The following is a 20,799-nucleotide window of genomic DNA, read 5'->3' on the forward strand; positions in this document are numbered from 1 at the left end:
GCGGCCATCGTCCGGATCCGCCGGGCCAGAACGCGCCGCCATGCCACCCGCACCCACCGAGGCACGCATGTCCGATAACTGCCTGTTCTGCCGCATTGCCCGTCACGAAATCCCCGCGCACGTGATCCACGAAGACGAACGCCTGCTGGCCTTTCTCGATATCCACCCGGTGCGCCCCGGGCACGTGCTCATCATCCCCAAGCAGCACTATCCCTATTACGAGGACATGCCGGCCGACCTGGCGGGCAGCATCCTCAACCTGGGCCAGAAGCTCGGACGCCACATGAAGCGCCTGTATGACGTCGAGCGCGTGGGCTTCGCCTTCACCGGCATCCACGTGGCGCATGCGCACGCCCACGTCATCCCCATGCATCATCCGCAGGACGTCACGTCCACCCAGTACATCGAGCAGCAGGACCTGACCTTCAAGATGCCGCCCCAGCCCGCAGCCGAGGCGCTGGCCGCGACAGCCGCGCAACTGCGCGGCGAGCTGCACGCCTCGTAACGCGCGGCGGCCGCACAAAAAAACAAGGGCGGGTCCGAAGACCCGCCCTTGTCGCTTATCGAGCTACCGAAATTATTCGGCGCTGTCCTCAGCGGCTTCATCGACTTCCGGACGGTCAACCAGTTCCATGAAAGCCATGGGAGCGTTGTCGCCTTGACGGAAGCCCATCTTCAGCACGCGGGTGTAGCCGCCGTTACGAGCCGCGTAGCGCGGGCCGATTTCGGCGAACAGCTTCACCACCGCATCGCGATCGCGCAGACGGGCAAAAGCCAGACGCTTGTTCGCGAGCGTGGGCTCCTTGCCCAGCGTGATCAGGGGTTCGATGACGCGGCGCAATTCTTTCGCCTTCGGCAGCGTGGTCTTGATGGCTTCGTGGGTGATCAACGAAACGGCCATGTTGCGGAACATGGCAAGACGGTGACTGCTGGTGCGGTTGAGCTTACGCAAGCCATTACCGTGACGCATGATAAGTTTCCTTTGAATCTAAAGATGGCGTCAGCCATCGGGTTGCCGGCTCTTCTATCAACCTGCAATCAGGCCGCGGTCCGGTAGAAAACGGTGCATTTTACGACGGTTTCGCAAACTGGCCGGCGCAAGGCCGGCTGCCTGCGGGAACCGCCTCTTTTCAGAGGCGGCACCCTTTCAAGACTTAGGGACGCTCCAGGCCCAGGGGGGGCCAGTTTTCGAGCTTCATGCCCAGCGTCAGGCCGCGTGCGGCCAGGACTTCCTTGATCTCGTTGAGCGACTTGCGACCCAGGTTCGGGGTCTTGAGCAGCTCGTTTTCGGTACGCTGGATCAGGTCGCCGATGTAGTAGATGTTTTCGGCCTTCAGGCAGTTGGCCGAACGCACGGTCAGTTCCAGGTCGTCGACCGGGCGCAGCAGCACCGGATCGATCTGCGGCGTGCCGCGGACCGGGGCTTCGTACGAATCGCCAGCGCCTTCCAGGGCGGCGAAGACCGAGATCTGGTCCATCAGGATGCGGGCCGACTGGCGCACCGCTTCCTCGGGCGAGATCACGCCGTTGGTTTCGATGTCCAGGACCAGCTTGTCCAGGTCGGTACGCTGTTCCACACGGGCGCTTTCAACCGCGTAGCTCACGCGGCGGACCGGGCTGAACGAAGCGTCCAGAACGATGCGGCCGATGGTGTGGGTGCGGTCTTCCGACAGCGCGCGCACGTTGCCCGGCACGTAGCCACGGCCCTTTTCAACCTTGATCTGCATTTCCAGCTTGCCTGCGTCCGTCAGGTTGCAGATGGCATGGCCGGGGTTGATGATCTCGACGTCGTGCGGCAGCTCGATGTCGCTGGCCAGCACGGTGCCCGCGCCGGTCTTGCGCAGAACCAGGGTCACTTCGTCGCGATTGTGCAGCTTGAAGACCACGCCCTTCAGGTTCAGCAGGATGTCGACGACATCTTCGCGAACGCCCGGGATGGTCGAGTATTCGTGCACCACGCCCGTCATCTGGACTTCGGTCGGCGCGTAGCCGGTCATCGAAGACAGCAGGATGCGGCGCAGGGCGTTGCCCAGCGTGTGACCGTAGCCACGCTCGAACGGCTCCATCACGATCTTGGCATGGTGCGTGCCGACCGGCTCGACTTCAATGGAGCGCGGCTTCAGGAAACCTTGAGTGGACATTTACTGTGTTCCTTTTCAATACCCTCGGCTCGTTACACCGATAAGGCTGATGGACAGGGTGAAACTTGAAACGCGGACGATGCGAAAAACACCGGCCGATACTTACCGCAAAGCCCGCTCCGCCTGAAGGCGAAAAGCGGGCTGCTGCGGGACGTGCAAACGGGTCGCGAGACCAGCTCGCCGGCGCCTTGCGAAGGTAGCGCCGGCAGGCCTGATTAACGCGAGTACAGTTCGACGACCATCGATTCGTTGATGTCGCGAGCGACGTCAGCGCGATCGGGGGCCGACTTGAACGTACCGGTCAACTTGGTCGTATCGACTTCCACCCACTGGGGGATGCCGATGCTGGTGGCCAGGTCGAGCGATTCCTTGATGCGGCCTTGCTTCTTGGCCTTTTCGCGGACCGACACGACGTCGCCAGCCTTGACCAGCATCGAAGCGATGTCAGCCGTGTGGCCGTTCAGTTCGATGGCGCGGTGGCTCACCAGCTGGCGAGCTTCGGCGCGGGTCGAGCCGAAGCCCATGCGGTAGACGACGTTGTCCAGGCGCGATTCCAGCAGCTGGATCAGCGTTTCGCCGGTGTTGCCACGGCGACGCTCAGCTTCAGCGAAGTACTTGCGGAATTGCTTTTCCAGCACGCCGTACATGCGCTTGAGCTTTTGCTTTTCGCGCAGTTGCAGACCGTAGTCGGAAGTGCGGGCACCCGAAGTGCGGCCGTGTTGGCCAGGCTTGGAATCCAGCTTGCACTTGGAATCCAGCGAGCGGCGGGCGCTCTTCAGGAACAGATCAGTACCCTCGCGACGCGAGAGCTTGCATTTGGGTCCAGTATAACGAGCCATGTGGATTCCCTTTAGATACGACGACGCTTCGGCGGACGGCAGCCGTTGTGCGGAACGGGCGTGATGTCGGCGATGGACGAAATCTTGATGCCCAGCGCGTTCAGAGCGCGGACCGACGATTCGCGACCAGGACCGGGGCCCTTGATACGCACTTCCAGCGTCTTGATGCCGTACTCCAGCGCGACGCGGCCAGCCGTTTCAGCAGCGACCTGCGCGGCGAACGGGGTCGACTTGCGCGAGCCCTTGAAACCAGCACCGCCCGACGTGGCCCACGACAGCGCGTTGCCCTGACGATCGGTGATGGTGATGATGGTGTTGTTGAACGAAGCGTGAACGTGCGCGATGCCGTCCGAGACGTTCTTCTTGACCTTTTTGCGCACGCGCGAAGCGCCGCTGGTGGAAGCTTTCGCCATAATCCAGTTCCTCGATTATTTCTTCAGGGACGCAGCAGCACGACGCGGGCCCTTGCGGGTCCGGGCGTTGGTGCGAGTGCGCTGGCCGCGCACGGGCAAACCGCGCTTGTGACGCATACCGCGGTAGGTTCCCAGGTCGATCAAACGCTTGATCGAGAGCTGTACTTCACGACGCAGGTCGCCTTCAACCGTGAACAGACCAACATGTTCGCGGACGCGTTCCAATTCAGCGTCGTTCAGATCCTTGACCTTCTTGTCAAAGGGTACGTTTGCCGCTTCGCAAATCTTGCGAGCGCGCGTACGACCGATGCCAAAAATGGCGGTCAGTCCGATCTCGGCGTGCTGTTGCGGCGGGATGTTAATGCCAGCAATACGGGCCATGACTATTCCTTGAATAAATCTGTTGCGTAGTCGCTAACCCGGGTTAGCCTTGACGCTGCTTATGACGCGGGTCGGTGCAGATAACGCGCACCACGCCGTGACGTTTGATAACTTTGCAGTTGCGGCAGATCCGCTTAACCGATGCCATTACTTTCATGGTTGACTCCTAATTTTCCGTAATCCGGTTCCGCTCATTTGGAGCGGAAAACTATCCTGGCTCGCGTCAGATCATAGGGCGTGAGCTCCACTGTGACCTTGTCACCCGGCAGGATCCGGATGTAATGCATACGCATCTTGCCGGAAATATGGCCCAACACCACGTGGCCGTTTTCGAGCTTGACGCGAAATGTCGCGTTCGGGAGGTTCTCAAGAACCTCGCCTTGCATCTGAATGACGTCGTCCTTGGACATTCTTTTGCTTACCGCATCGGCAAACCCGCGCCCTTGAAGTTAGCCTTCTTGAGCAACGAGTCGTACTGGTGAGACATCATGTAGGCCTGAACCTGCGCCATGAAATCCATCGTCACCACCACAATAATCAACAGGGACGTACCACCGAAGTAGAAGGGAACGTTCCAGCGCATCACCAAGAATTCCGGCAACAGGCACACCAACGTGATGTAGATGGCACCTGCGAGCGTCAGACGCATCAGGATCTTGTCGATGTAGCGCGCTGTTTGTTCGCCCGGACGGATGCCCGGAACAAACGCACCACTCTTCTTCAGGTTGTCCGCCGTTTCGCGGCTGTTGAACACCAGAGCCGTGTAGAAAAAGCAGAAGAAAATAATCGCGACCGAGTACAGCGTGATGTAGAGCGGTTGACGAGGCGACAGGGCCGCAGCCAGGTCGCTAAGCCAGCGCATGTTCTCACTGCTGGAGAACCAGCTCGTGATCGTGGCCGGGAACAGAATGATCGACGATGCGAAGATCGGCGGAATCACCCCTGCCATGTTCAGCTTCAGCGGCAAATGCGAGCTTTGACCACCGTAGACCTTGTTGCCGACCTGACGCTTGGCGTAGTTCACCGTGATCTTGCGCTGTCCGCGTTCCACGAACACCACAAAAGCGGTAACCAGCACCACCAGAGCCACGATGAACAGTGCCGAAAGCACGGACATCGAGTTGGTGCGGACCAGGTCCAACAGTGCAGCCAGCGCCGCGGGCAGACCCGCAACGATACCTGCGAAGATCAGGATGGAAATCCCGTTGCCCAGACCACGTTCCGTGATTTGCTCACCCAGCCACATGACGAACATGGTGCCGGTGACCAAGGTCACGACGGTCGTAAAGCGGAACAGCATGCCCGGATCGATCACCAGTCCCTGCTGGGACTCCAACGCTACCGAAATGCCCACAGCCTGCACCAGCGCCAGCACGACCGTGCCGTAGCGGGTGTATTGGGTGATCTTCCGACGGCCGGCTTCGCCCTCTTTCTTGAGCGATTCCAGCGACGGCACCACCACAGACATCAGCTGCATGATGATGGATGCCGAAATGTACGGCATGATCCCCAGGGCAAAAATCGAGAAGCGCGAGAGCGCCCCGCCCGAGAACATGTTGAACAGGCCCAGGATCCCGCCCTGGTTCTGACGGAACAAGTCCGCCAGCGCATCCGGGTTGATGCCCGGCACGGGGATGTGTGTACCCAAACGGTAAACCACCAGGGCGAGCACCAGGAACACGAGGCGGCGCTTCAGATCGCCGTACCGTGCTCCGGTTTTGCCCAATGCCTGCGCGTTAGCCACTCGTCACCTCGTGATCAAGCAAGCGAGCCGCCCGCGGCTTCGATGGCGGCGCGAGCGCCGGCCGTCGCGGTAATGCCCTTGAGCACGACCTTGCGCGAGAGTTCACCCGACTTGATGACCTTGGCGAAACGAACCGCCTGGCCAATCACGCCAGCGGCCTTCAGCACTTGCACGTCGACTTCGTCGATGGGCAGGGCTTGCAGGTCCGACAGACGGACTTCGGCGTACAGGTGCTGGCCGAGCGGGGTGAAACCGCGCTTGGGCAGACGACGCTGCAGCGGCATTTGACCGCCTTCGAAGCCAACCTTATGGAAACCGCCCGAACGCGACTTCTGACCCTTGTGACCACGGCCGGCGGTCTTACCCAGACCCGAACCGATGCCACGGCCGACGCGGCGCTTGGCGTGCTTGCTGCCCTCGGCGGGCTTCAGCGAATTAAGTTGCATATCCGACATGGTGATTCCTTAGGCTTCCGAGACGGAAACGAGATAATCCACCTTACGGATCATCCCACGCACCTCGGGCGTATCGACCAGCACGCGGCTGCTGTTGATACGGCCCAAGCCCAAACCGCGAACCGTGTCACGGTGCGATTGCTTGGTACCGATCACCGAGCGCACGAGGGTCACTTTGATCTGCTTCTGAGCCATGATTTACCCCAGGATTTCTTCGACCGACTTGCCGCGCTTGGCAGCAACATCAGCCGGGGTCATGGAGGCGCGCAGGCCGTTCAACGTGGCGCGAACCATGTTGTAGGGGTTGCTCGAGCCCAGGCTCTTGGCAACCACGTTACGCACACCCATCACATCAAAAATAGCGCGCATCGGGCCGCCGGCGATAACGCCGGTACCTTCAGCAGCGGGCGAGATCAGCACGGTAGCGGCGCCATGCTTGCCAACCACGGTGTGGTGCAGCGTGCCGTTCTTCAGAGCGACCTTGAACATGCCGCGACGGGCCTGTTCCATAGCCTTCTGAACGGACACCGGCACTTCACGCGCCTTGCCCTTACCCATGCCGATGCGGCCATCGCCATCGCCAACCACGGTCAGCGCGGCAAAGCTCATGGTGCGACCACCCTTGACCACTTTGCTCACGCGGTTGACCGCGATCATCTTTTCGCGGAGGCCGTCATCGTTCTCTTTTTCCGCGGCGTTCTTGCCTTGTACTTTAGCCATTTGACAGATCCTCGCTTAGAACTTCAGGCCGGCTTCACGCGCGGCATCGGCCAGCGCTTTCACGCGGCCATGGTAACGAAAGCCCGAGCGATCGAAAGCGACCAGTTCGATACCGGCAGCCTTGGCCTTTTCGGCCACGCGCTTGCCAACCAGCGACGCAGCGGCTTTGTTGCCGCCCTGGCCGGTTTGGCCGGCCAGTTGCGCGCGCACTTCGGCTTCGACCGTCGAGGCGCTGACCAGAACGCGATCGCCTTCCGGCGAAATGATGTTGGCGTAGATGTGCTGGTTCGAGCGGAAAATCGAGAGGCGATGAACGCGCAGCTCGTTGATCTTCCGGCGGGTCGGAACCGCACGACGCAAACGGGAAACTTTTTTGTCCATGATTCGTCCTTGCGTGCGCCGTTATTTCTTCTTGGTTTCTTTGATGACGACGCGTTCGTCCGAGTAACGCACGCCCTTGCCCTTGTAGGGTTCGGGTTCGCGGTACGCGCGGATTTCAGCGGCCATCTGACCGACGACTTGCTTGTTGGCGCCCTTGATGACGATTTCCGTCTGGGTCGGGCACTCGGCCTTGATACCGGCCGGCAACTGGTGCAAAACGTCGTGCGAGAAACCGAGCTGCAGCTTAACGGCGTCGCCTTGGATCGATGCGCGGTAACCCACGCCGACCAGGGTCAGCTTGCGCTCGAAGCCCTTGCTCACGCCCGTGACCATGTTGGCCACCAGAGCGCGCACGGTACCCGACATGGCGTTGGCGTGACGGCTGTCGTTGGCGGCGGCAAACGTGAGCTTGCCATTGTCCAACGCAATCGTGACGTCGCCGGTCAGGGCTTGGGTCAGGGAGCCCAGCGGGCCCTTGACGGTGATCTGATCCTGCTGGATGTTGGCTTCAACACCCTTGGGCAGTTCGACCGGATACTTAGCGATACGTGACATTCGAATTTCTCCTTAGGCCACGTAGCACAGCACTTCGCCGCCGACGCCGTTGGCGCGAGCCTTACGGTCGGTCATGACGCCGCGCGAGGTCGAAACGATAGCCACGCCCAGGCCGTTCATGACCTGAGGAATGCTGGTACGGCCCTTGTAGATACGCAGACCGGGGCGCGAAACGCGTTCGATGCGCTCGATGACCGGACGGCCAGCGTAGTACTTCAGGGTGATCTCGAGCTCAGGCTTGGCCTGGGTGCCCTTGATTTCAAAGCTGTCGATGTAGCCTTCGTCCTTCAGCACAGCGGCAATGGCCGCCTTCAGCTTCGAGGAGGGCATGCTCACCGTAACTTTGTCCACTTGCTGCGCATTGCGAATGCGGGTCAGCATATCGGCGATGGGATCGCTCATGCTCATATTGTTTCTCCTACCAGCTGGCCTTGGTGATGCCGGGGATTTCACCCTTCATCGCCATTTCACGCAGTTTGTGGCGCGTCAGGCCGAACTTGCGGAACACGCCGCGCGGACGACCGGTGACCACGCAACGGTTACGTTGACGCGTCGGGTTGGCATTGCGCGGCAGCTGTTGCAGCTTGAGCCGAGCTTGGTAACGTTCTTCGTCGGTCTTCGACTGGTCGTCGATGATCGCCTTCAACTCAGCGCGCTTGGCGGCGAACTTGTCAGCCAGCTTGGCGCGCTTGATGTCGCGATTGATGAGGGAAAGTTTAGCCACGTCATCAGCCCCTTAGTTACGGAACGGGAAGCTGAAGGCCGTCAACAGCGCCTTGGCTTCTTCGTCGGTCTTCGCGGTGGTGGTGATGCTGATGTTCAGCCCACGCAGCGCGTCGATCTTGTCGTACTCGATTTCGGGGAAAATGATCTGCTCTTTCACCCCGATGTTGTAGTTGCCACGGCCGTCGAACGCACGACCCGAGATGCCGCGGAAGTCGCGCACGCGAGGCAGCGCAACCGCCACCAGGCGATCCAGGAATTCGTACATGCGTTGACCGCGCAGCGTGACCATGCAACCGATCGGGTAGTTTTCGCGGATCTTGAACCCGGCGATAGCCTTCTTGGTCTTCGTCACGACGGGCTTCTGGCCGGCGATCTTGGTCAGGTCGCCAACAGCGTGCTCAATGACTTTCTTGTCCGACACCGCTTCCGACACACCCATGTTCAGGGTGATCTTGGTGATGCGCGGCACTTCCATCGTGCTCTTGTAGCCAAACTTGGCTTGCAGGTCGGCAGCGACCTTGCTCTTGTAGAGATCTTGCAAACGAGACATGTCTATCGCCCCTTACGCCTTGGCGCCGACAACGGCACCATTGGAACGGAACACGCGAACCTTGCGGCCTTCGACTTCTTGCACGCCCACGCGGTCGCCGCGGCCGGTGGCCGGGTTGAACAGCGCGACGTTCGAGATGTGAATCGGCATGGTCTTTTCGACAATCCCGCCCGGGTTGTTAGCCATCGGGTTGGCTTTCACGTGCTTCTTGACGACGTTGACGCCTTCGACCAGAACGTGGTCGGCATCGACGCGCGCCAGCACGGTACCGCGACGCTTCTTGTCGCGGCCGGTCAGGACGATGACTTCGTCGCCTTTACGAATGTTGTTCATCGTAGGGCTCCTTACAGCACTTCCGGGGCCAACGACACGATCTTCATGAACTTCTCGGTACGCAGTTCACGCGTAACGGGTCCGAAGATGCGGGTGCCGATGGGCTCCAGCTTGGCGTTGAGCAACACGGCGGCATTGCCACCGAAACGAATCAGCGAACCGTCTTTACGGCGCACGCCCTTGGCGGTACGAACCACCACGGCATTGTAAATTTCGCCTTTCTTGACGCGTCCGCGCGGAGCCGCATCTTTGACGCTCACCTTGATGATGTCGCCGATACCGGCATAACGGCGCTTGGAGCCACCGAGCACCTTAATGCACATGACATGACGCGCACCAGTGTTATCGGCCACATCCAGCGTGGTCTGCATTTGGATCATGATTTTTCCTGTTCCAACTTAACTGGAAATACGGTTTTCCCAACAAGGGAACACTGCAATTCCTGCCAGTTTTGGTCCCGTCAGGTCTGCCGCCCTGCTTTAGTGTTGGCATGTCTGGAGCTTTCGCCCTACTCACGCAACTGGTTGGCAACGCAACGACCCTGGGTTGAAATCCTGCGGGTATTCCCCCAACACGTCGGGCTAACCTGCATAGGCGCGGGCCAACTCGATCGACAATCTGGGAAAGCTGATAATTCTAACGTGGTTAATTTTTGAGCGCAAGCACTTTGTGTGGATAACCCACAAAAGCCACGCTTTCCCCGTGACCGGGGTGGACCGAGGCTATCTGCCCCCTATTTCTGGCGGTAGTAGCCCTTTTCCCAGGCATCGTGGTTGGCCTTGCCGCGACGGATCTCGTCCGTGAACGGGGCGGCCATGAGCACCAGGCGGTTGAGCCATTTTACCGGAACGCGGCAGGGGCGCTCGAAGTCCACGAAGAGCACTGCGCGCAGTCCGGCGGTGTCGTTGTGGACCTGATGCGGGTAGAGGTCGTCGAACACCACCGCCCGCCCTTCCCGCCAACTGTAACGCTCACCTCCGACCTCGATCCAGCATTGCTCGGCCGGTTCCGGCACCACCAGTCCCAGGTGCAGGCGCAGGACGCCGTTGTACGGACCCGTGTGCAGGGGGATGCGCTTGCCGGCCTCCAGGATGGAGAAGAACGCCGTACGGATACCAGGGATTCCCTGCAGCGCCCGGGCGGTCGCCGGGCAGCGCGCCAGATTGCGCTCGGAGCGCAAGCCGTAGCCCATGAAGACGAAGGTCTTCCATTGATCGTCCGAGGTGATCTGGCCCACGTCGGGGGAGATCTCATGGAAGGCGGGCAGATACTGGCGCTCGGAGAGCAGGCCGGCCAGCTCGGCGCGGATGGCGGGCGCCTCTGCCTCGAGCGCGGCGACCCAGGGGAACTGGCTGTTGTCGAAAATGGGACGGTCGCCGACCAGCGAGGCCTGGGCGATGCGGTTGCGCAACCAGTCTATGAAGCGGAAAAAGACGCGCGAGTAGAAACTGGGCTTGCTGGGCGGACGCGCATCGACGGGTTGCACAATAATTAGCCCGATAGACAGCCAAAGATGCACCATTTTGTCCATGCCGGCGCGCGCATGCAAGACTTGCGCCGACATATTGGCTCCAATGCGCGGCCGGGCATTGGCCCTCCCCGCCGCCGACAAGCTGGTTTAGACTGGAGTGGGCGACAGTGATCGCTATCCACTCCTATTTCGCAAGGGAAGACAGGCATGTATGAACAGTTGGCGCTGTATATCGACGGCGAATTCGTCGCCGGAGAGGGCAGGCGCACCCAGGACGTCATCAACCCGGCCACGCTGGAAGTTCTCGGCCAGCTGCCCCACGCCACCGAAGCGGATCTGGATCGGGCGCTAGCCGCCGCCCAGCGCGCGTTCGAGTCGTGGAAGAAATCCTCTCCCATGGACCGCTCGGCCATCCTGCGCAAGGTCGCGACGCTGTCGCGCGAACGCGCCCAGGAAATCGGCCGCAACATGACGCTGGACCAGGGCAAGCCGCTGGCGGAAGCCGTGGGCGAAGTCACCTCCTGCGCCGAACACGCCGACTGGCACGCCGAGGAATGCCGCCGCATCTACGGCCGCGTGGTCCCGCCGCGCAATCCTGACGTGCGCCAGATCGTGGTGCGCGAACCGATAGGCGTCTGCGCTGCCTTCACGCCCTGGAACTTCCCGTACAACCAGGCCATCCGCAAGATCGCCGCCGCCATCGGCGCCGGCTGCACGGTGGTGCTGAAGGGCCCCGAGGACTCGCCCAGCGCCGTCATGGCCATTGCCCGCATGTTCCACGACGCCGGCCTGCCCAAGGGCTGCCTGAACATCGTCTGGGGCGAACCCGCCAAGATCTCCGACTACCTGATCCGCTCGCCCATCGTGCGCAAGGTGTCGTTCACCGGCTCCGTGCCGGTGGGCAAGCAGCTGGCCGCGCTGGCCGGCGCCCACATGAAGCGCGTCACCATGGAACTGGGCGGCCACTCGCCCGTGCTGGTGTTCGACGACGCCGACATCGACCGCGCCGCCACCATGCTGGCCAAGTTCAAGATCCGCAACGCCGGCCAGGTGTGCGTGTCGCCGACCCGCTTCTATGTCCAGAACGGCGCCTACGAGCAGTTCCTCGCGCGCTTCTCGGAAGTGCTGAAGAACATCAAGGTCGGCGACGGCCTGGAAGCCGGTACCGACATGGGTCCGCTGGCACACGAGCGCCGCGTCCCCGCCATGAGCGCCTTCATCGACGACGCCAAGAAGCACGGCGGCAAGGTGGTGGTCGGCGGCGGCCCGCTGGACCGCAAGGGCTTCTTCTTCGCCCCCACGGTCGTGACCGAAGTGCCCGACAACTCCATGCTGATGACCGAGGAGCCCTTCGGCCCGGTCGCGCCGGTGGTCCGCTTCACGGATACCGATGAAGTGCTGCGCCGCGCCAACAGCCTGCCCTTCGGCCTGTCGTCCTACGTGTTCACGAACTCGCTGCAGACGGCCACCAAGGTCTCCAACGGCCTGGAAGCCGGCATGGTCAACATCAACCACTTCGGCAGCGCCCTGGCCGAGACGCCCTTCGGCGGCATCAAGGACAGCGGCATCGGCAGCGAAGGCGGCCTGGAAACGTTCGACGGCTACCTGGTCACGAAATTCATTACGCACATCTGACCTGGCAGTGACAAAAAAGCCCCGCAGGATTTTGCGGGGCTTTTTTTATGCCTCACGCCGGGGGAACCGGGCCGGGCAGTTCGCGGCAGAAGGCCGCTCAGGAACTTGCCCGCAGGTCGCGCGGCGTCATGCCGAAGCGGCGCTTGAACAGGCGGCTGAAATGCGAGGGGTGCGAGAAGCCCACCTGATAGGCCAGTTCGGCAATGCTGCGGTGGCTGTGCTGCGGGTTCAACAACAGTTCGCGGCACTTGTCGAGCCGCTGGTCGAAGATGAAGGATTCCACCGACAGGCCGCCCGCACGCGCGATGCGGTGCAGATAGGCCACCGACAAGCCGCAGCCCTGCGCCACCTGCTGCGGCGACAGGGCCGGATCCGCCAGATGCTGGCGGATGTAGGCCAGCGCGCGCTGCCGATGCGCCAGCGTGACGCTGCTGTCCGACTCCGACACCTGCCCCTGGCCTGACTGCACCAGGAACAGCACGATCAGGTCGATCAGGCGTTCGCCCAGTTCCGCCGCTTCGACATCCGACCAGCCGTCCACCCCTTTGAACAAGTGGTCCATGTAGCTGGCCAGCAAGGCGCCTCGCGGCGAACCGTCATCGACGCGCAGCTTGTAGAAAGCGCCGACGCGGGAATCGCGCTGCAACAGCGCACTGCGCGGAAAGGACACGCTCAGGCTGCGGTAGCCCGCCGCGCCCTGCGCCGTGGCCTGGTAGGGCAGGCTCTGGTTCATCAGATAGACGCAGCCGGGTTCGACCTGGAACTCTCGCCCCTGCTGCTGCACGGCCAGGGGTCCCGCCAGCGGCAGACCAAAGGTATAGAACTCCTGATCCAGGCGCGACACGTTGCCGGCGGTGCGCTCCAGCTTCTGCCCCTGGTAATGGAGATCGTTGAACTGCAGGCTGCCCCGCCGCGCATAGCGCACATGCCCGGCGAAGCTGTCGGGCCCGCCGCCATGCACCTCGAAGGGACCGAACGCGTGCGACAACGCCGCGCGCCATTCGTCGCGCCGGTCAGCGCCAGCGCTGGCCGAAATGGCGAATTCCGTATCGGACATGGTTCAGTCTCCTTGGACGCCTGCGCCGCGGCCGGGCGCTCGTGATCCTGCGTCTACATATTCTTGACTCACCCTGCTGCGGGGCGTCTGGCGCCTTGAAGGCGCGCTTGGCGCAAGTCTATATTCAGCCCGATAAGCACACAACCTGGACAACCCGGGAGGAGACTCATGGCACCAGCGCCCGCACCAGCCGGCCGCCACGCGCCGGCTTCGCGCTATTTGCGCTGCGCAGGCCGCGAGCTGCATTACACCGAATGGGGCGCGGCGGACGCGCCCCCCATCATCATGTGGCATGGGCTGGCACGCACCGGCCGCGACTTCGACGATCTGGCGCAAGCGCTCGCCGGCGACTACCGCATCATCTGTCCGGACGCGATCGGCCGGGGCCTGTCGCAATGGAGCCCCGACCCGGTCGCCGAGTACCAGCTGGACTTCTATGCAACGCTGGCCCGCGCCCTGGCGGACGGGCTGTCGCTGGACCGCGTGCGCTGGGTGGGGACGTCCATGGGCGGCGCCACCGGCATGCACGCTGCCGCCACCACCTTGCGCGACCGGATCTCGCACCTGGTCGTCAACGACATCGGGCCCGAACTGCCGCAGGCCGCGATCGACCGCATCGTGGCCTATGTCGGCGCGCCGCCGGCCTTCGATACGGTCACGGAGCTGGAAGCCTGGCTGCGCGTCGCCTACAAGCCCTACGGCTGGCAAAGCGACGAACAATGGCGCCGGATGGCCGAAACATCCGTACGCCGGCTGCCGGACGGCCGGATCACACTGCACTATGACCCGGCCATCGTCGGCCAGTTCAACGACCATCCCGCCGACTACGACCGCTGGAGCGGCTACGACTCGCTGCGCATGCCGCTGCTGCTGCTGCGCGGCGCCGATTCGGACCTGCTGCTGCCCGAAGTCGCCGACGCCATGACCCGCCGCGGGCCGCGCGCGCAACGCATCGACTTCCCCGATTGCGGCCACGCCCCCGCCCTGAACGTCGCTCCCCAGATCGACGCCATCCGCCTATTCCTTGCCACGCCGGATCACACGGCGGCTGACCGCCCCCAATAACAGGAGACTCCCATGAAACGCGTCCTGCTCGCCGCGCTCGCCGGCCTCTGCATGAATTCCGCCATCGCGGCGAAAGACTTCGTCGTGGCCCACGTCTACGACAAGACCGGTCCGCTGGAGGCCTACGCCAAGCAAACTCAGAACGGCCTGATGCTGGGGCTGGAATATGCGACGCAAGGCACCATGACGGTCGCCGGGCGCAAGATCCGCGTGATCGAAAAGGACAACCAGGGCAAGCCCGACGTGGCGCGCGCCCAGCTGGCCTCGGCCTATGCGGACGACAACGCCGACATCGCCGTCGGCCCCACCTCGTCCGGCGTCGCGCTGGCCATGCTGCCCATCGCCGAGGAATACGAAAAGATCCTGCTGGTCGAGCCTGCCGTGGCGGATTCGATCACCGGCGACAAGTGGAACAAGTACATCTTCCGCACCGGCCGCAACTCGTCGCAGGACGCCATCGCCAATGCGGTCGCCTTCGACCAGGCCGGCACGTCGATCGCCATGCTGGCGCAGGACTATGCCTTCGGCCGCGACGGCGTGAAGGCGTTCAAGGGCGCCTTGAAGAACGCCAAGATCGTGCACGAGGAATACCTGCCGGCCAACGCCACCGACTTCACGGCTGGCGCGCAGCGCCTGTTCGATGCGCTCAAGGACAAGCCGGGCCGCAAGATCATCTTCATCCTGTGGGCGGGCGCGGGCAATCCGTTCAAGATCGCCGATCTGGATCCCAAGCGCTTCGGCATCGAGATCGCCACCGGCGGCAACACGCTGGCCGCGATGACGCCGCTGAAATCGCTGGCCGGCATGGAAGGCGCCACCTATTACTACTACGGCATTCCCAAGAATCCGATCAACGACTGGCTGGTGGCCGAACACCAGAAGCGTTACGGCCAGCCGCCGGACTTCTTCACCGCGGGCGGCATGGCCTCGGGCATCGCGATCGCCACCGCGCTGGCCAAGACCAACGGCAATTCCGATACCGACACGATGATCAAGGCCATGGAAGGCATGAGCTTCGAGACGCCCAAGGGCAAGATGACCTTCCGTCCCGAAGACCACCAGGCCATGCAGTCCATGTACCACTTCCGCATCAAGAATGATCCGTCGGTGCCGTGGGCCGTGCAGGACCTGGTCAAGGAAATCACGCCGGACCAGATGTCGGTGCCGATTCAGAACAAACGCTGAGCGCGCTGCCCATCCATGCTGGAAACCCAATCGCTCACGATCCGTTTCGGCGGACACGTGGCGGTCAACGAAGTCAGCTGCAGCTTTGCGCCTGGCACCTTGACCGCCATCGTCGGCCCGAACGGCGCGGGCAAGACCACCTACTTCAACCTGATCTCCGGCCAGCTGCGCGCCAGTGCCGGCACGGTGCGCCTGAACGGGCGCGACCTGACGCCGCTGGCCGCGCCCGCGCGCATGCATGCGGGGCTGGGCCGAGCCTTCCAGCTGACCCAGCTGTTTCCGCGCCTGAGCGTGCATGAGAACGTACGCCTGGCCCTGCAATCGCGCCAGCAAGGCATGGGCTGGCGCCAGATCCGGTTCTGGCGCACCTGGAGCGACGACCGCGGCCTGATCGAACGCGCCGACGCGCTGCTGGAACGCACCCGCCTGTCTGCGCGCCGTGACCAGTCTGCCGCCGACTTGCCGCACGGCGACCAGCGCAAGCTGGAGATCGCCATGCTGATCGCGCTGGAACCGCAGGTCTTCATGTTCGACGAACCCACGGCAGGCATGAGCGTGGACGACGTGCCCGTCGTGCTGGAACTGATCCGCGAACTCAAGAATGATCCGTCGAAGACGATCTTGCTCGTGGAGCACAAGATGGACGTGGTGCGGGAACTGGCGGACCGCATCGTGGTGCTGCACAACGGCCAGCTGATGGCCGACGGCGACCCGGCGACGGTGATCGCCTCGCCCATCGTGCAGCAGGCCTATCTGGGCGTGAGTCCAGTGGAGAAGGCGGCATGACGCAAGCGCTGCTGGAATTGAAGAACGTGCATACGCATATCGGCGCGTACCACATCCTGCACGGCGTGGATCTGGCCGTCGCGCCGGCGGCCGTGACCATGCTGCTGGGCCGCAACGGCGCCGGCAAGACCACCACGCTGCGCACCATCATGGGGTTGTGGCGGGCGTCGCAAGGCCAGGTGAGCTTTGACGGCGCGCCCGTCGGCGGCCCCGGCACGCGCACCTCGCCGCCCGACATGGCGCGCCTGGGCATGGCCTACGTGCCGGAGAACATGGGCATCTTCGCCGACCTGTCCGTGAAGGAGAACATCCTGCTGGCGGCGCGCCAGGCCAGGAATGCCAGCCAGTTGGATACGGCGCGGCTGGAATGGATCTTCGGTTTCTTTCCTGCATTGAAGAAGTTCTGGCTGCATCCCGCCGGCAAGTTGTCGGGCGGGCAGAAGCAGATGCTGGCCGTGGCGCGCGCCATCATCGAGCCGCGCCGGCTGCTGCTGGTGGATGAGCCGAGCAAAGGCCTGGCGCCCGCCATCATCCAGAACATGATCGACGCCTTCATCGAACTGAAGCAGGCGTCCACCACCATCCTGCTGGTCGAGCAGAACTTCAACTTCGCGCGCCTGGTCGGCGATCACGTCGCCGTGATGGACAACGGCCGCGTCGTCCACGCGGGCGGCATGGCCGAACTGGCCGCGGACGACGAACTACAGACGCGCCTCTTGGGCCTGTCGCTGGGAAGCCACCAATGAGCACGCTCGAACTCGATACCCCGCTGCCGCGCGTACGCGCGGACCTGCGTCCTGTCCTCCTGGTGCTGGCCCTGGCCGCGCTGGCCCTGCCCCTGGTCGGATCCTTCTCCACCTGGGTCACCCTGACCCTGGCGGGGCTGGCCATGGGCATGATCATCTTCATCGTGGCCTCGGGCATGACGCTGGTGTTCGGCCTGATGGACGTGCTGAACTTCGGCCACGGCCTCTTCATCGCCATCGGCGCATACATGGCCGCGACCGTGCTGGGCTCCATGGCCGACTGGACGCAGTCGGGCAGCCTGTGGATCAACCTGGGCGCGGTGCTGCCCGCCATGATCGTAGGCATGCTGGTCGCGGGCGCCGTGGGCCTGGCGTTCGAACGCGTCATCGTGCGCCCCGTCTACGGCCAGCATCTGAAGCAGATCCTCATCACCATGGGCGGCATGATCATCGGCGAAGAGATCATCAAGATGCTGTGGGGTCCGCAGACGATTTCCCTGCCGCTGCCCGAGGCGCTGCGCGGCGCGTTCCTGCTGGGCGATGCCGCCATCGAGAAGTTCCGCATCGTCGCCCTGCTGACCGGCCTGCTGGTGCTGGGCGGCATGCTGTGGTTGCTCAACCGCACCAAGCTGGGCCTTCTGATCCGCGCTGGCGTCGAGGACCGCGAGATGGTGGAAAGCCTGGGCTACCGCATCCGTCATCTGTTCGTCGGCGTGTTCGTGGCCGGCTCGATGCTGGCGGGACTGGGCGGTGTGCTGTGGGGCATGTACCAGCAATCCGTCGTGCCGCAGCTGGGCGCGCAGGTGAACGTGCTGATCTTCATCGTCATCATGATCGGCGGCCTGGGGTCGACCGTGGGCTGCCTGATCGGCGCCTTGCTGGTTGGGCTGATGGCCAACTACACCGGCTTCCTCTTGCCCAAGGCCGCCCTGTTCTCGAACATTGCGCTGATGGTCGCCATCCTGTTGTGGCGGCCGCAGGGCGTGTATCCGGTCACGAATCGCTAGGAACTGCCGACATGTCCGTACGCCTGCTTTCCGGCGACCCTCCGCGCAGCACGCTGCTGGCCATGGCGCTAATCGCCATCGTGGCCCTGCTGGCCGCCGCACCCTTTCTGTTTCCCGGCCCCAAATCGCTGGCGGTGGCCGCGAAGATCCTGGTGTTCGTGATCCTGGTCGCCAGCTATGACCTGCTGCTGGGATACACCGGCATCGTCAGCTTCGCGCACACCATGTTCTTCGGCATCGGCGCGTATGGCGTGGCGATCGCCAGCATCCGCATGGAACCGGGTTGGACCGCGGTGTTCGCGGGCCTGGGCGGCGGCCTGGTGGTTTCACTGGCCTTCGCCCTGCTGATCGGCCTGGCCAGCCTGCGCGTGCGCGCGATCTTCTACGCCATGATCACGCTGGCCGTCGCCGCGGCGTTCCAGACGCTGGTGTCGCAATTGTCCGATCTGACGGGTGGCGAGGATGGCCTGAACTTCAAGGTGCCGCAGATGCTGCGGCCGGCCTTCCGGCCTTTCTCGGAGCAGATCTTCGGCGTGACGGTGGACGGCCGCGTCATCACCTATTACCTGATCGCCGCGGTCTGCGTGGTGCTGTTCCTGCTGTTGCTGCGCATCGTGAATTCGCCCTTCGGCCGGGTGTTGCAAGCCATACGCGAGAACCCGTTCCGCGCCGAAGCCATCGGCTACCGCACGGTGCTTTACCGCAGCCTGTCCAATCTGCTGGCGGCCGCCTTCGCCACGCTAGCGGGCGCCATGTACGCGCTCTGGCTGCGCTACAACGGGCCGGATACCTCGCTGTCGTTCGAGATCATGCTCAACATCCTGCTGATGCTAGTGATCGGCGGGATGGGCACCATGTACGGCGCCGTGGTGGGCGCGAGCCTGTTCGTGTTCGCGCAGAGCTATCTGCAAGATGGCCTGCACGTGATCCACGACGCGGTGTCGGGCGTGGCGCCGTTGGCGCTGCTGTTCGAGCCGGACCGGTGGCTGCTATGGCTGGGGATCCTGTTCGTGGTGTCGGTGTACTACTTCCCCACGGGCATCGCGGGACGGTTGCGCGAGCTCGCGGCGCGCCGCTAAGGCGGGGTCCGCTCAGCGACCGCGCTGACTCAGCGTATCGGCCTCGCGCCGCAGGGCGTCGACACGGCGCTGCATGTCGTCCAGACTTCGGCGCGTGTCCAGGGTTCCCCGGTTCAGTTGCGAACCGGATGGCGCCGGCGCCAGGCTGGGCATGGTCATGTCGACGCCAGGCTTCAAAGGAATCATCGCCGGCGGATGCGGGTCGGCCGCCGGCTTCTCGCTGAGCAGCTTTTCCAGCACCCGCATCTGCTCCCTGCGTTGCGCGATGGCGCGTTCCTGGTCCAGCAACGCCTGCTCGTTTGCGTCCTCGGTCCCGAACATGGTCGCGTGATCGAGCGACTGGCCATCCAGGCGCACCCGCGCGTCGGGACCGGCATCGAGCAAGGCCCGGCCCAGGACAGCCGGATCCTGCGACGGCGCCGGATCCGGCCTCGTCTGCGCCGCAGCCGATAACGTCCAGGCGCAAGCCATCAACAAGCCAAGCCGGGCCGCGTTCATGAAACCGCGCATGGTGTCCTGATCCCTGAATTCAAAAGCCGAAAGTTCGGACGAAAAAAAACGGCAAGGGTTTGATCCCTTGCCGTCTTATATCAGAACGGCGCGCCGTTCCGATGTACTGCTTTACTTAGATGATACGTGCGGCTTCAACCAGACGCACCACGCGCCACGACTTCGAGCGCGAGATGGGACGGCCTTCAGCGATTTCAACCGTATCGCCTTCGTTGTACTGGTTCGATTCATCGTGCGCCTTGTACTTCGCGGAACGCATGATGATCTTGCCGAAGATGGGGTGCTTGACGCGGCGCTCAACGAGCACGACGACAGTCTTGTCCATCTTGTTGCTGACGACCTTGCCAACCAGCGTGCGCTGGCGCTTGGCCACTTGGGTGTTTTGAGTTTCGCTCATCTTTATTTCCCTGCCTTCTCGGTCAGCAAGGTACGAACGCGCGCGATGTCGCGACGCACGTTGCGCAGCTGGCTGGTGTTGGCCAGTTGCTGCGTGGCCTTCTGCATACGCAGACCGAATTGTGCCTTCAGCAGGCTTTCGAGCTCTTTGCCGAGCTCGGCGGCATCTTTCGAACGGAGTTCGCTAGCTTTCATGTTAGTACTCCTTAAGCACCGATATGACGCGCGACGAACGTGGTCGAAATCGGCAGCTTGGCAGCGGCCAGGCGGAAAGCTTCACGCGCGAGCTCTTCGCTAACCCCTTCCATTTCGTAGAGCACCTTGCCGGGCTGAATTTCAGCGACCCAGTACTCCGGGTTGCCCTTACCGTTACCCATACGGACTTCGGCAGGCTTCTGCGAGATGGGCTTATCCGGGAAAATGCGAATCCAGATGCGGCCGCCACGCTTGATGTGACGATTGATGGCACGACGAGCAGCTTCGATCTGGCGAGCGGTCAGACGGCCACGGCCGGTGGCCTTCAGACCGAATTCGCCGAACGACACGTGGGTACCACGGGTCGCCAGACCGGTGTTGCGGCCCTTCTGCTCTTTGCGATACTTTCTGCGAGAGGGTTGCAGCATG

At 63.0% G+C, this 20,799-nt stretch carries 32 protein-coding genes; 8 read left to right on the plus strand and 24 right to left on the minus strand.

From position 1 onward, the window contains the following. The first annotated feature begins 67 nt into the window (after positions 1-67). Entirely contained in the window at positions 68-505 is a 438-nt protein-coding gene (locus NGK62_RS11030) for an HIT family protein (protein ID WP_059379403.1), read from the plus strand. Between the two features lie 72 nt (positions 506-577). On the opposite strand, the gene rplQ is transcribed toward NGK62_RS11030, so the two are convergent. The 19 genes from rplQ to NGK62_RS11125 all read right to left on the minus strand — a co-directional run bounded on the left by rplQ (position 578) and on the right by NGK62_RS11125 (position 10,769). Beyond that, positions 578-970: a 50S ribosomal protein L17 gene (rplQ, locus tag NGK62_RS11035; protein WP_006389635.1), complete on the minus strand. Its 393-nt coding sequence runs from the start codon at positions 968-970 to the stop codon at positions 578-580. A gap of 184 nt (positions 971-1,154) precedes the next feature. After that, on the minus strand, positions 1,155-2,141 hold the full coding sequence (locus NGK62_RS11040) for a DNA-directed RNA polymerase subunit alpha (protein WP_006216514.1): 987 nt from the start codon (positions 2,139-2,141) through the stop codon (positions 1,155-1,157). 215 nt (positions 2,142-2,356) lie between these two features. Continuing rightward, positions 2,357-2,980, minus strand: coding sequence for a 30S ribosomal protein S4 (gene rpsD / locus NGK62_RS11045; RefSeq protein WP_054457258.1), 624 nt, complete (start codon positions 2,978-2,980; stop codon positions 2,357-2,359). 11 nt (positions 2,981-2,991) lie between these two features. Further along, positions 2,992-3,393 (minus strand): 30S ribosomal protein S11, encoded by a 402-nt coding sequence (gene rpsK / locus NGK62_RS11050; RefSeq protein WP_006216516.1) that lies wholly within the window; start codon positions 3,391-3,393, stop codon positions 2,992-2,994. Positions 3,394-3,408: 15 nt separating this feature from the next. After that, the gene (gene rpsM / locus NGK62_RS11055) at positions 3,409-3,774 is read right to left on the minus strand and encodes a 30S ribosomal protein S13 (RefSeq protein WP_006216517.1); all 366 of its coding nucleotides are present in this window, start codon (positions 3,772-3,774) and stop codon (positions 3,409-3,411) included. A gap of 43 nt (positions 3,775-3,817) precedes the next feature. Continuing rightward, a complete protein-coding gene (gene rpmJ, locus NGK62_RS11060) occupies positions 3,818-3,931 on the minus strand; it encodes a 50S ribosomal protein L36 (RefSeq protein WP_003806928.1) in 114 nt (37 codons plus the stop codon). 34 nt (positions 3,932-3,965) lie between these two features. Continuing rightward, on the minus strand, positions 3,966-4,184 hold the full coding sequence (infA, locus tag NGK62_RS11065; RefSeq protein WP_003806927.1) for a translation initiation factor IF-1: 219 nt from the start codon (positions 4,182-4,184) through the stop codon (positions 3,966-3,968). 8 nt (positions 4,185-4,192) lie between these two features. Continuing rightward, the gene (gene secY, locus NGK62_RS11070) at positions 4,193-5,518 is read right to left on the minus strand and encodes a preprotein translocase subunit SecY (RefSeq protein WP_013397001.1); all 1,326 of its coding nucleotides are present in this window, start codon (positions 5,516-5,518) and stop codon (positions 4,193-4,195) included. A 14-nt stretch (positions 5,519-5,532) separates the two neighbouring features. Then, the gene (gene rplO, locus NGK62_RS11075; protein ID WP_059379401.1) at positions 5,533-5,973 is read right to left on the minus strand and encodes a 50S ribosomal protein L15; all 441 of its coding nucleotides are present in this window, start codon (positions 5,971-5,973) and stop codon (positions 5,533-5,535) included. Between the two features lie 9 nt (positions 5,974-5,982). Next, a complete protein-coding gene (gene rpmD, locus NGK62_RS11080) occupies positions 5,983-6,168 on the minus strand; it encodes a 50S ribosomal protein L30 (RefSeq protein WP_006216520.1) in 186 nt (61 codons plus the stop codon). Positions 6,169-6,171: 3 nt separating this feature from the next. After that, on the minus strand, positions 6,172-6,693 hold the full coding sequence (gene rpsE, locus NGK62_RS11085; RefSeq protein WP_013397003.1) for a 30S ribosomal protein S5: 522 nt from the start codon (positions 6,691-6,693) through the stop codon (positions 6,172-6,174). Between the two features lie 15 nt (positions 6,694-6,708). Further along, positions 6,709-7,074, minus strand: a complete 366-nt coding sequence (rplR, locus tag NGK62_RS11090; RefSeq protein WP_013397004.1) for a 50S ribosomal protein L18 — start codon at positions 7,072-7,074, stop codon at positions 6,709-6,711. Between the two features lie 21 nt (positions 7,075-7,095). Continuing rightward, positions 7,096-7,629, minus strand: coding sequence for a 50S ribosomal protein L6 (gene rplF / locus NGK62_RS11095; protein ID WP_054457262.1), 534 nt, complete (start codon positions 7,627-7,629; stop codon positions 7,096-7,098). A gap of 12 nt (positions 7,630-7,641) precedes the next feature. Further along, entirely contained in the window at positions 7,642-8,037 is a 396-nt protein-coding gene (rpsH, locus tag NGK62_RS11100; protein WP_006216525.1) for a 30S ribosomal protein S8, read from the minus strand. 10 nt (positions 8,038-8,047) lie between these two features. Further along, positions 8,048-8,353, minus strand: a complete 306-nt coding sequence (gene rpsN / locus NGK62_RS11105; RefSeq protein WP_006216527.1) for a 30S ribosomal protein S14 — start codon at positions 8,351-8,353, stop codon at positions 8,048-8,050. Between the two features lie 12 nt (positions 8,354-8,365). Continuing rightward, on the minus strand, positions 8,366-8,905 hold the full coding sequence (gene rplE / locus NGK62_RS11110) for a 50S ribosomal protein L5 (protein WP_054457265.1): 540 nt from the start codon (positions 8,903-8,905) through the stop codon (positions 8,366-8,368). A 12-nt stretch (positions 8,906-8,917) separates the two neighbouring features. Beyond that, complete coding sequence (gene rplX / locus NGK62_RS11115; protein WP_006389623.1) at positions 8,918-9,238, minus strand: 50S ribosomal protein L24; 321 nt, start codon at positions 9,236-9,238, stop codon at positions 8,918-8,920. Positions 9,239-9,249: 11 nt separating this feature from the next. Next, positions 9,250-9,618, minus strand: a complete 369-nt coding sequence (gene rplN, locus NGK62_RS11120) for a 50S ribosomal protein L14 (protein ID WP_006216531.1) — start codon at positions 9,616-9,618, stop codon at positions 9,250-9,252. 353 nt (positions 9,619-9,971) lie between these two features. Further along, positions 9,972-10,769, minus strand: coding sequence for an aspartyl/asparaginyl beta-hydroxylase domain-containing protein (locus tag NGK62_RS11125; protein WP_251879572.1), 798 nt, complete (start codon positions 10,767-10,769; stop codon positions 9,972-9,974). Between the two features lie 147 nt (positions 10,770-10,916). On the opposite strand from NGK62_RS11125, the gene NGK62_RS11130 reads away from it, so the two are divergent. Beyond that, positions 10,917-12,344, plus strand: a complete 1,428-nt coding sequence (locus NGK62_RS11130) for an NAD-dependent succinate-semialdehyde dehydrogenase (RefSeq protein ID WP_118933125.1) — start codon at positions 10,917-10,919, stop codon at positions 12,342-12,344. Between the two features lie 97 nt (positions 12,345-12,441). Here NGK62_RS11130 and NGK62_RS11135 read toward each other — a convergent pair whose 3' ends face one another. Beyond that, positions 12,442-13,401 (minus strand): AraC-like ligand-binding domain-containing protein, encoded by a 960-nt coding sequence (locus tag NGK62_RS11135; protein ID WP_059379399.1) that lies wholly within the window; start codon positions 13,399-13,401, stop codon positions 12,442-12,444. 168 nt (positions 13,402-13,569) lie between these two features. Between NGK62_RS11135 and NGK62_RS11140 the strand changes: the two genes are divergently transcribed. From NGK62_RS11140 to NGK62_RS11165, 6 genes are read left to right on the plus strand one after another with little or no spacing between them, the layout of a single operon-like run. Further along, positions 13,570-14,466, plus strand: coding sequence for an alpha/beta fold hydrolase (locus tag NGK62_RS11140; RefSeq protein ID WP_118933126.1), 897 nt, complete (start codon positions 13,570-13,572; stop codon positions 14,464-14,466). Positions 14,467-14,478: 12 nt separating this feature from the next. Continuing rightward, on the plus strand, positions 14,479-15,651 hold the full coding sequence (locus tag NGK62_RS11145; protein ID WP_118933127.1) for a substrate-binding domain-containing protein: 1,173 nt from the start codon (positions 14,479-14,481) through the stop codon (positions 15,649-15,651). Between the two features lie 15 nt (positions 15,652-15,666). Next, positions 15,667-16,437, plus strand: a complete 771-nt coding sequence (locus NGK62_RS11150; protein WP_059379396.1) for an ABC transporter ATP-binding protein — start codon at positions 15,667-15,669, stop codon at positions 16,435-16,437. Further along, on the plus strand, positions 16,434-17,183 hold the full coding sequence (locus NGK62_RS11155; protein WP_059379395.1) for an ABC transporter ATP-binding protein: 750 nt from the start codon (positions 16,434-16,436) through the stop codon (positions 17,181-17,183). Before NGK62_RS11150 ends, NGK62_RS11155 begins: the two co-directional genes overlap by 4 nt. Continuing rightward, positions 17,180-18,190 (plus strand): branched-chain amino acid ABC transporter permease, encoded by a 1,011-nt coding sequence (locus tag NGK62_RS11160; protein ID WP_059379394.1) that lies wholly within the window; start codon positions 17,180-17,182, stop codon positions 18,188-18,190. The genes NGK62_RS11155 and NGK62_RS11160 overlap by 4 nt, the downstream gene beginning before the upstream one ends. A gap of 11 nt (positions 18,191-18,201) precedes the next feature. Next, positions 18,202-19,269, plus strand: a complete 1,068-nt coding sequence (locus NGK62_RS11165) for a branched-chain amino acid ABC transporter permease (RefSeq protein ID WP_059379393.1) — start codon at positions 18,202-18,204, stop codon at positions 19,267-19,269. Between the two features lie 12 nt (positions 19,270-19,281). On the opposite strand, the gene NGK62_RS11170 is transcribed toward NGK62_RS11165, so the two are convergent. The 4 genes from NGK62_RS11170 to rplP form a co-directional block, all read right to left on the minus strand. Next, entirely contained in the window at positions 19,282-19,767 is a 486-nt protein-coding gene (locus NGK62_RS11170) for a hypothetical protein (protein ID WP_251878347.1), read from the minus strand. A gap of 127 nt (positions 19,768-19,894) precedes the next feature. Beyond that, positions 19,895-20,176 (minus strand): 30S ribosomal protein S17, encoded by a 282-nt coding sequence (gene rpsQ, locus NGK62_RS11175; protein ID WP_006216549.1) that lies wholly within the window; start codon positions 20,174-20,176, stop codon positions 19,895-19,897. 2 nt (positions 20,177-20,178) lie between these two features. Beyond that, entirely contained in the window at positions 20,179-20,370 is a 192-nt protein-coding gene (gene rpmC / locus NGK62_RS11180) for a 50S ribosomal protein L29 (protein ID WP_003806912.1), read from the minus strand. Positions 20,371-20,381: 11 nt separating this feature from the next. Next, entirely contained in the window at positions 20,382-20,798 is a 417-nt protein-coding gene (gene rplP, locus NGK62_RS11185) for a 50S ribosomal protein L16 (RefSeq protein WP_006389610.1), read from the minus strand. Position 20,799: the final 1 nt, after the last annotated feature.

Source organism: Achromobacter sp. Marseille-Q4954 (assembly GCF_943737025.1).
GTDB classification, from domain to species: domain Bacteria; phylum Pseudomonadota; class Gammaproteobacteria; order Burkholderiales; family Burkholderiaceae_B; genus Achromobacter; species Achromobacter bronchisepticus_A.

Excerpts from the sequence above, each read along its gene's own strand:
- NGK62_RS11030 (WP_059379403.1), top strand. The coding sequence starts at position 68 with ATGTCCGATAACTGCCTGTTCTGCCGCATTGCCCGTCACGAAATCCCC.
- rplQ (WP_006389635.1), bottom strand. The coding sequence starts at position 970 with ATGCGTCACGGTAATGGCTTGCGTAAGCTCAACCGCACCAGCAGTCAC.
- NGK62_RS11040 (WP_006216514.1), bottom strand. The coding sequence starts at position 2,141 with ATGTCCACTCAAGGTTTCCTGAAGCCGCGCTCCATTGAAGTCGAGCCG.
- rpsD (WP_054457258.1), bottom strand. The coding sequence starts at position 2,980 with ATGGCTCGTTATACTGGACCCAAATGCAAGCTCTCGCGTCGCGAGGGT.
- rpsK (WP_006216516.1), bottom strand. The coding sequence starts at position 3,393 with ATGGCGAAAGCTTCCACCAGCGGCGCTTCGCGCGTGCGCAAAAAGGTC.
- rpsM (WP_006216517.1), bottom strand. The coding sequence starts at position 3,774 with ATGGCCCGTATTGCTGGCATTAACATCCCGCCGCAACAGCACGCCGAG.
- rpmJ (WP_003806928.1), bottom strand. The coding sequence starts at position 3,931 with ATGAAAGTAATGGCATCGGTTAAGCGGATCTGCCGCAACTGCAAAGTT.
- infA (WP_003806927.1), bottom strand. The coding sequence starts at position 4,184 with ATGTCCAAGGACGACGTCATTCAGATGCAAGGCGAGGTTCTTGAGAAC.
- rplO (WP_059379401.1), bottom strand. The coding sequence starts at position 5,973 with ATGTCGGATATGCAACTTAATTCGCTGAAGCCCGCCGAGGGCAGCAAG.
- rpmD (WP_006216520.1), bottom strand. The coding sequence starts at position 6,168 with ATGGCTCAGAAGCAGATCAAAGTGACCCTCGTGCGCTCGGTGATCGGT.
- rpsE (WP_013397003.1), bottom strand. The coding sequence starts at position 6,693 with ATGGCTAAAGTACAAGGCAAGAACGCCGCGGAAAAAGAGAACGATGAC.
- rplR (WP_013397004.1), bottom strand. The coding sequence starts at position 7,074 with ATGGACAAAAAAGTTTCCCGTTTGCGTCGTGCGGTTCCGACCCGCCGG.
- rplF (WP_054457262.1), bottom strand. The coding sequence starts at position 7,629 with ATGTCACGTATCGCTAAGTATCCGGTCGAACTGCCCAAGGGTGTTGAA.
- rpsH (WP_006216525.1), bottom strand. The coding sequence starts at position 8,037 with ATGAGCATGAGCGATCCCATCGCCGATATGCTGACCCGCATTCGCAAT.
- rplE (WP_054457265.1), bottom strand. The coding sequence starts at position 8,905 with ATGTCTCGTTTGCAAGATCTCTACAAGAGCAAGGTCGCTGCCGACCTG.
- rplX (WP_006389623.1), bottom strand. The coding sequence starts at position 9,238 with ATGAACAACATTCGTAAAGGCGACGAAGTCATCGTCCTGACCGGCCGC.
- rplN (WP_006216531.1), bottom strand. The coding sequence starts at position 9,618 with ATGATCCAAATGCAGACCACGCTGGATGTGGCCGATAACACTGGTGCG.
- NGK62_RS11125 (WP_251879572.1), bottom strand. The coding sequence starts at position 10,769 with ATGGACAAAATGGTGCATCTTTGGCTGTCTATCGGGCTAATTATTGTG.
- NGK62_RS11130 (WP_118933125.1), top strand. The coding sequence starts at position 10,917 with ATGTATGAACAGTTGGCGCTGTATATCGACGGCGAATTCGTCGCCGGA.
- NGK62_RS11135 (WP_059379399.1), bottom strand. The coding sequence starts at position 13,401 with ATGTCCGATACGGAATTCGCCATTTCGGCCAGCGCTGGCGCTGACCGG.
- NGK62_RS11140 (WP_118933126.1), top strand. The coding sequence starts at position 13,570 with ATGGCACCAGCGCCCGCACCAGCCGGCCGCCACGCGCCGGCTTCGCGC.
- NGK62_RS11145 (WP_118933127.1), top strand. The coding sequence starts at position 14,479 with ATGAAACGCGTCCTGCTCGCCGCGCTCGCCGGCCTCTGCATGAATTCC.
- NGK62_RS11150 (WP_059379396.1), top strand. The coding sequence starts at position 15,667 with ATGCTGGAAACCCAATCGCTCACGATCCGTTTCGGCGGACACGTGGCG.
- NGK62_RS11155 (WP_059379395.1), top strand. The coding sequence starts at position 16,434 with ATGACGCAAGCGCTGCTGGAATTGAAGAACGTGCATACGCATATCGGC.
- NGK62_RS11160 (WP_059379394.1), top strand. The coding sequence starts at position 17,180 with ATGAGCACGCTCGAACTCGATACCCCGCTGCCGCGCGTACGCGCGGAC.
- NGK62_RS11165 (WP_059379393.1), top strand. The coding sequence starts at position 18,202 with ATGTCCGTACGCCTGCTTTCCGGCGACCCTCCGCGCAGCACGCTGCTG.
- NGK62_RS11170 (WP_251878347.1), bottom strand. The coding sequence starts at position 19,767 with ATGAACGCGGCCCGGCTTGGCTTGTTGATGGCTTGCGCCTGGACGTTA.
- rpsQ (WP_006216549.1), bottom strand. The coding sequence starts at position 20,176 with ATGAGCGAAACTCAAAACACCCAAGTGGCCAAGCGCCAGCGCACGCTG.
- rpmC (WP_003806912.1), bottom strand. The coding sequence starts at position 20,370 with ATGAAAGCTAGCGAACTCCGTTCGAAAGATGCCGCCGAGCTCGGCAAA.
- rplP (WP_006389610.1), bottom strand. The coding sequence starts at position 20,798 with ATGCTGCAACCCTCTCGCAGAAAGTATCGCAAAGAGCAGAAGGGCCGC.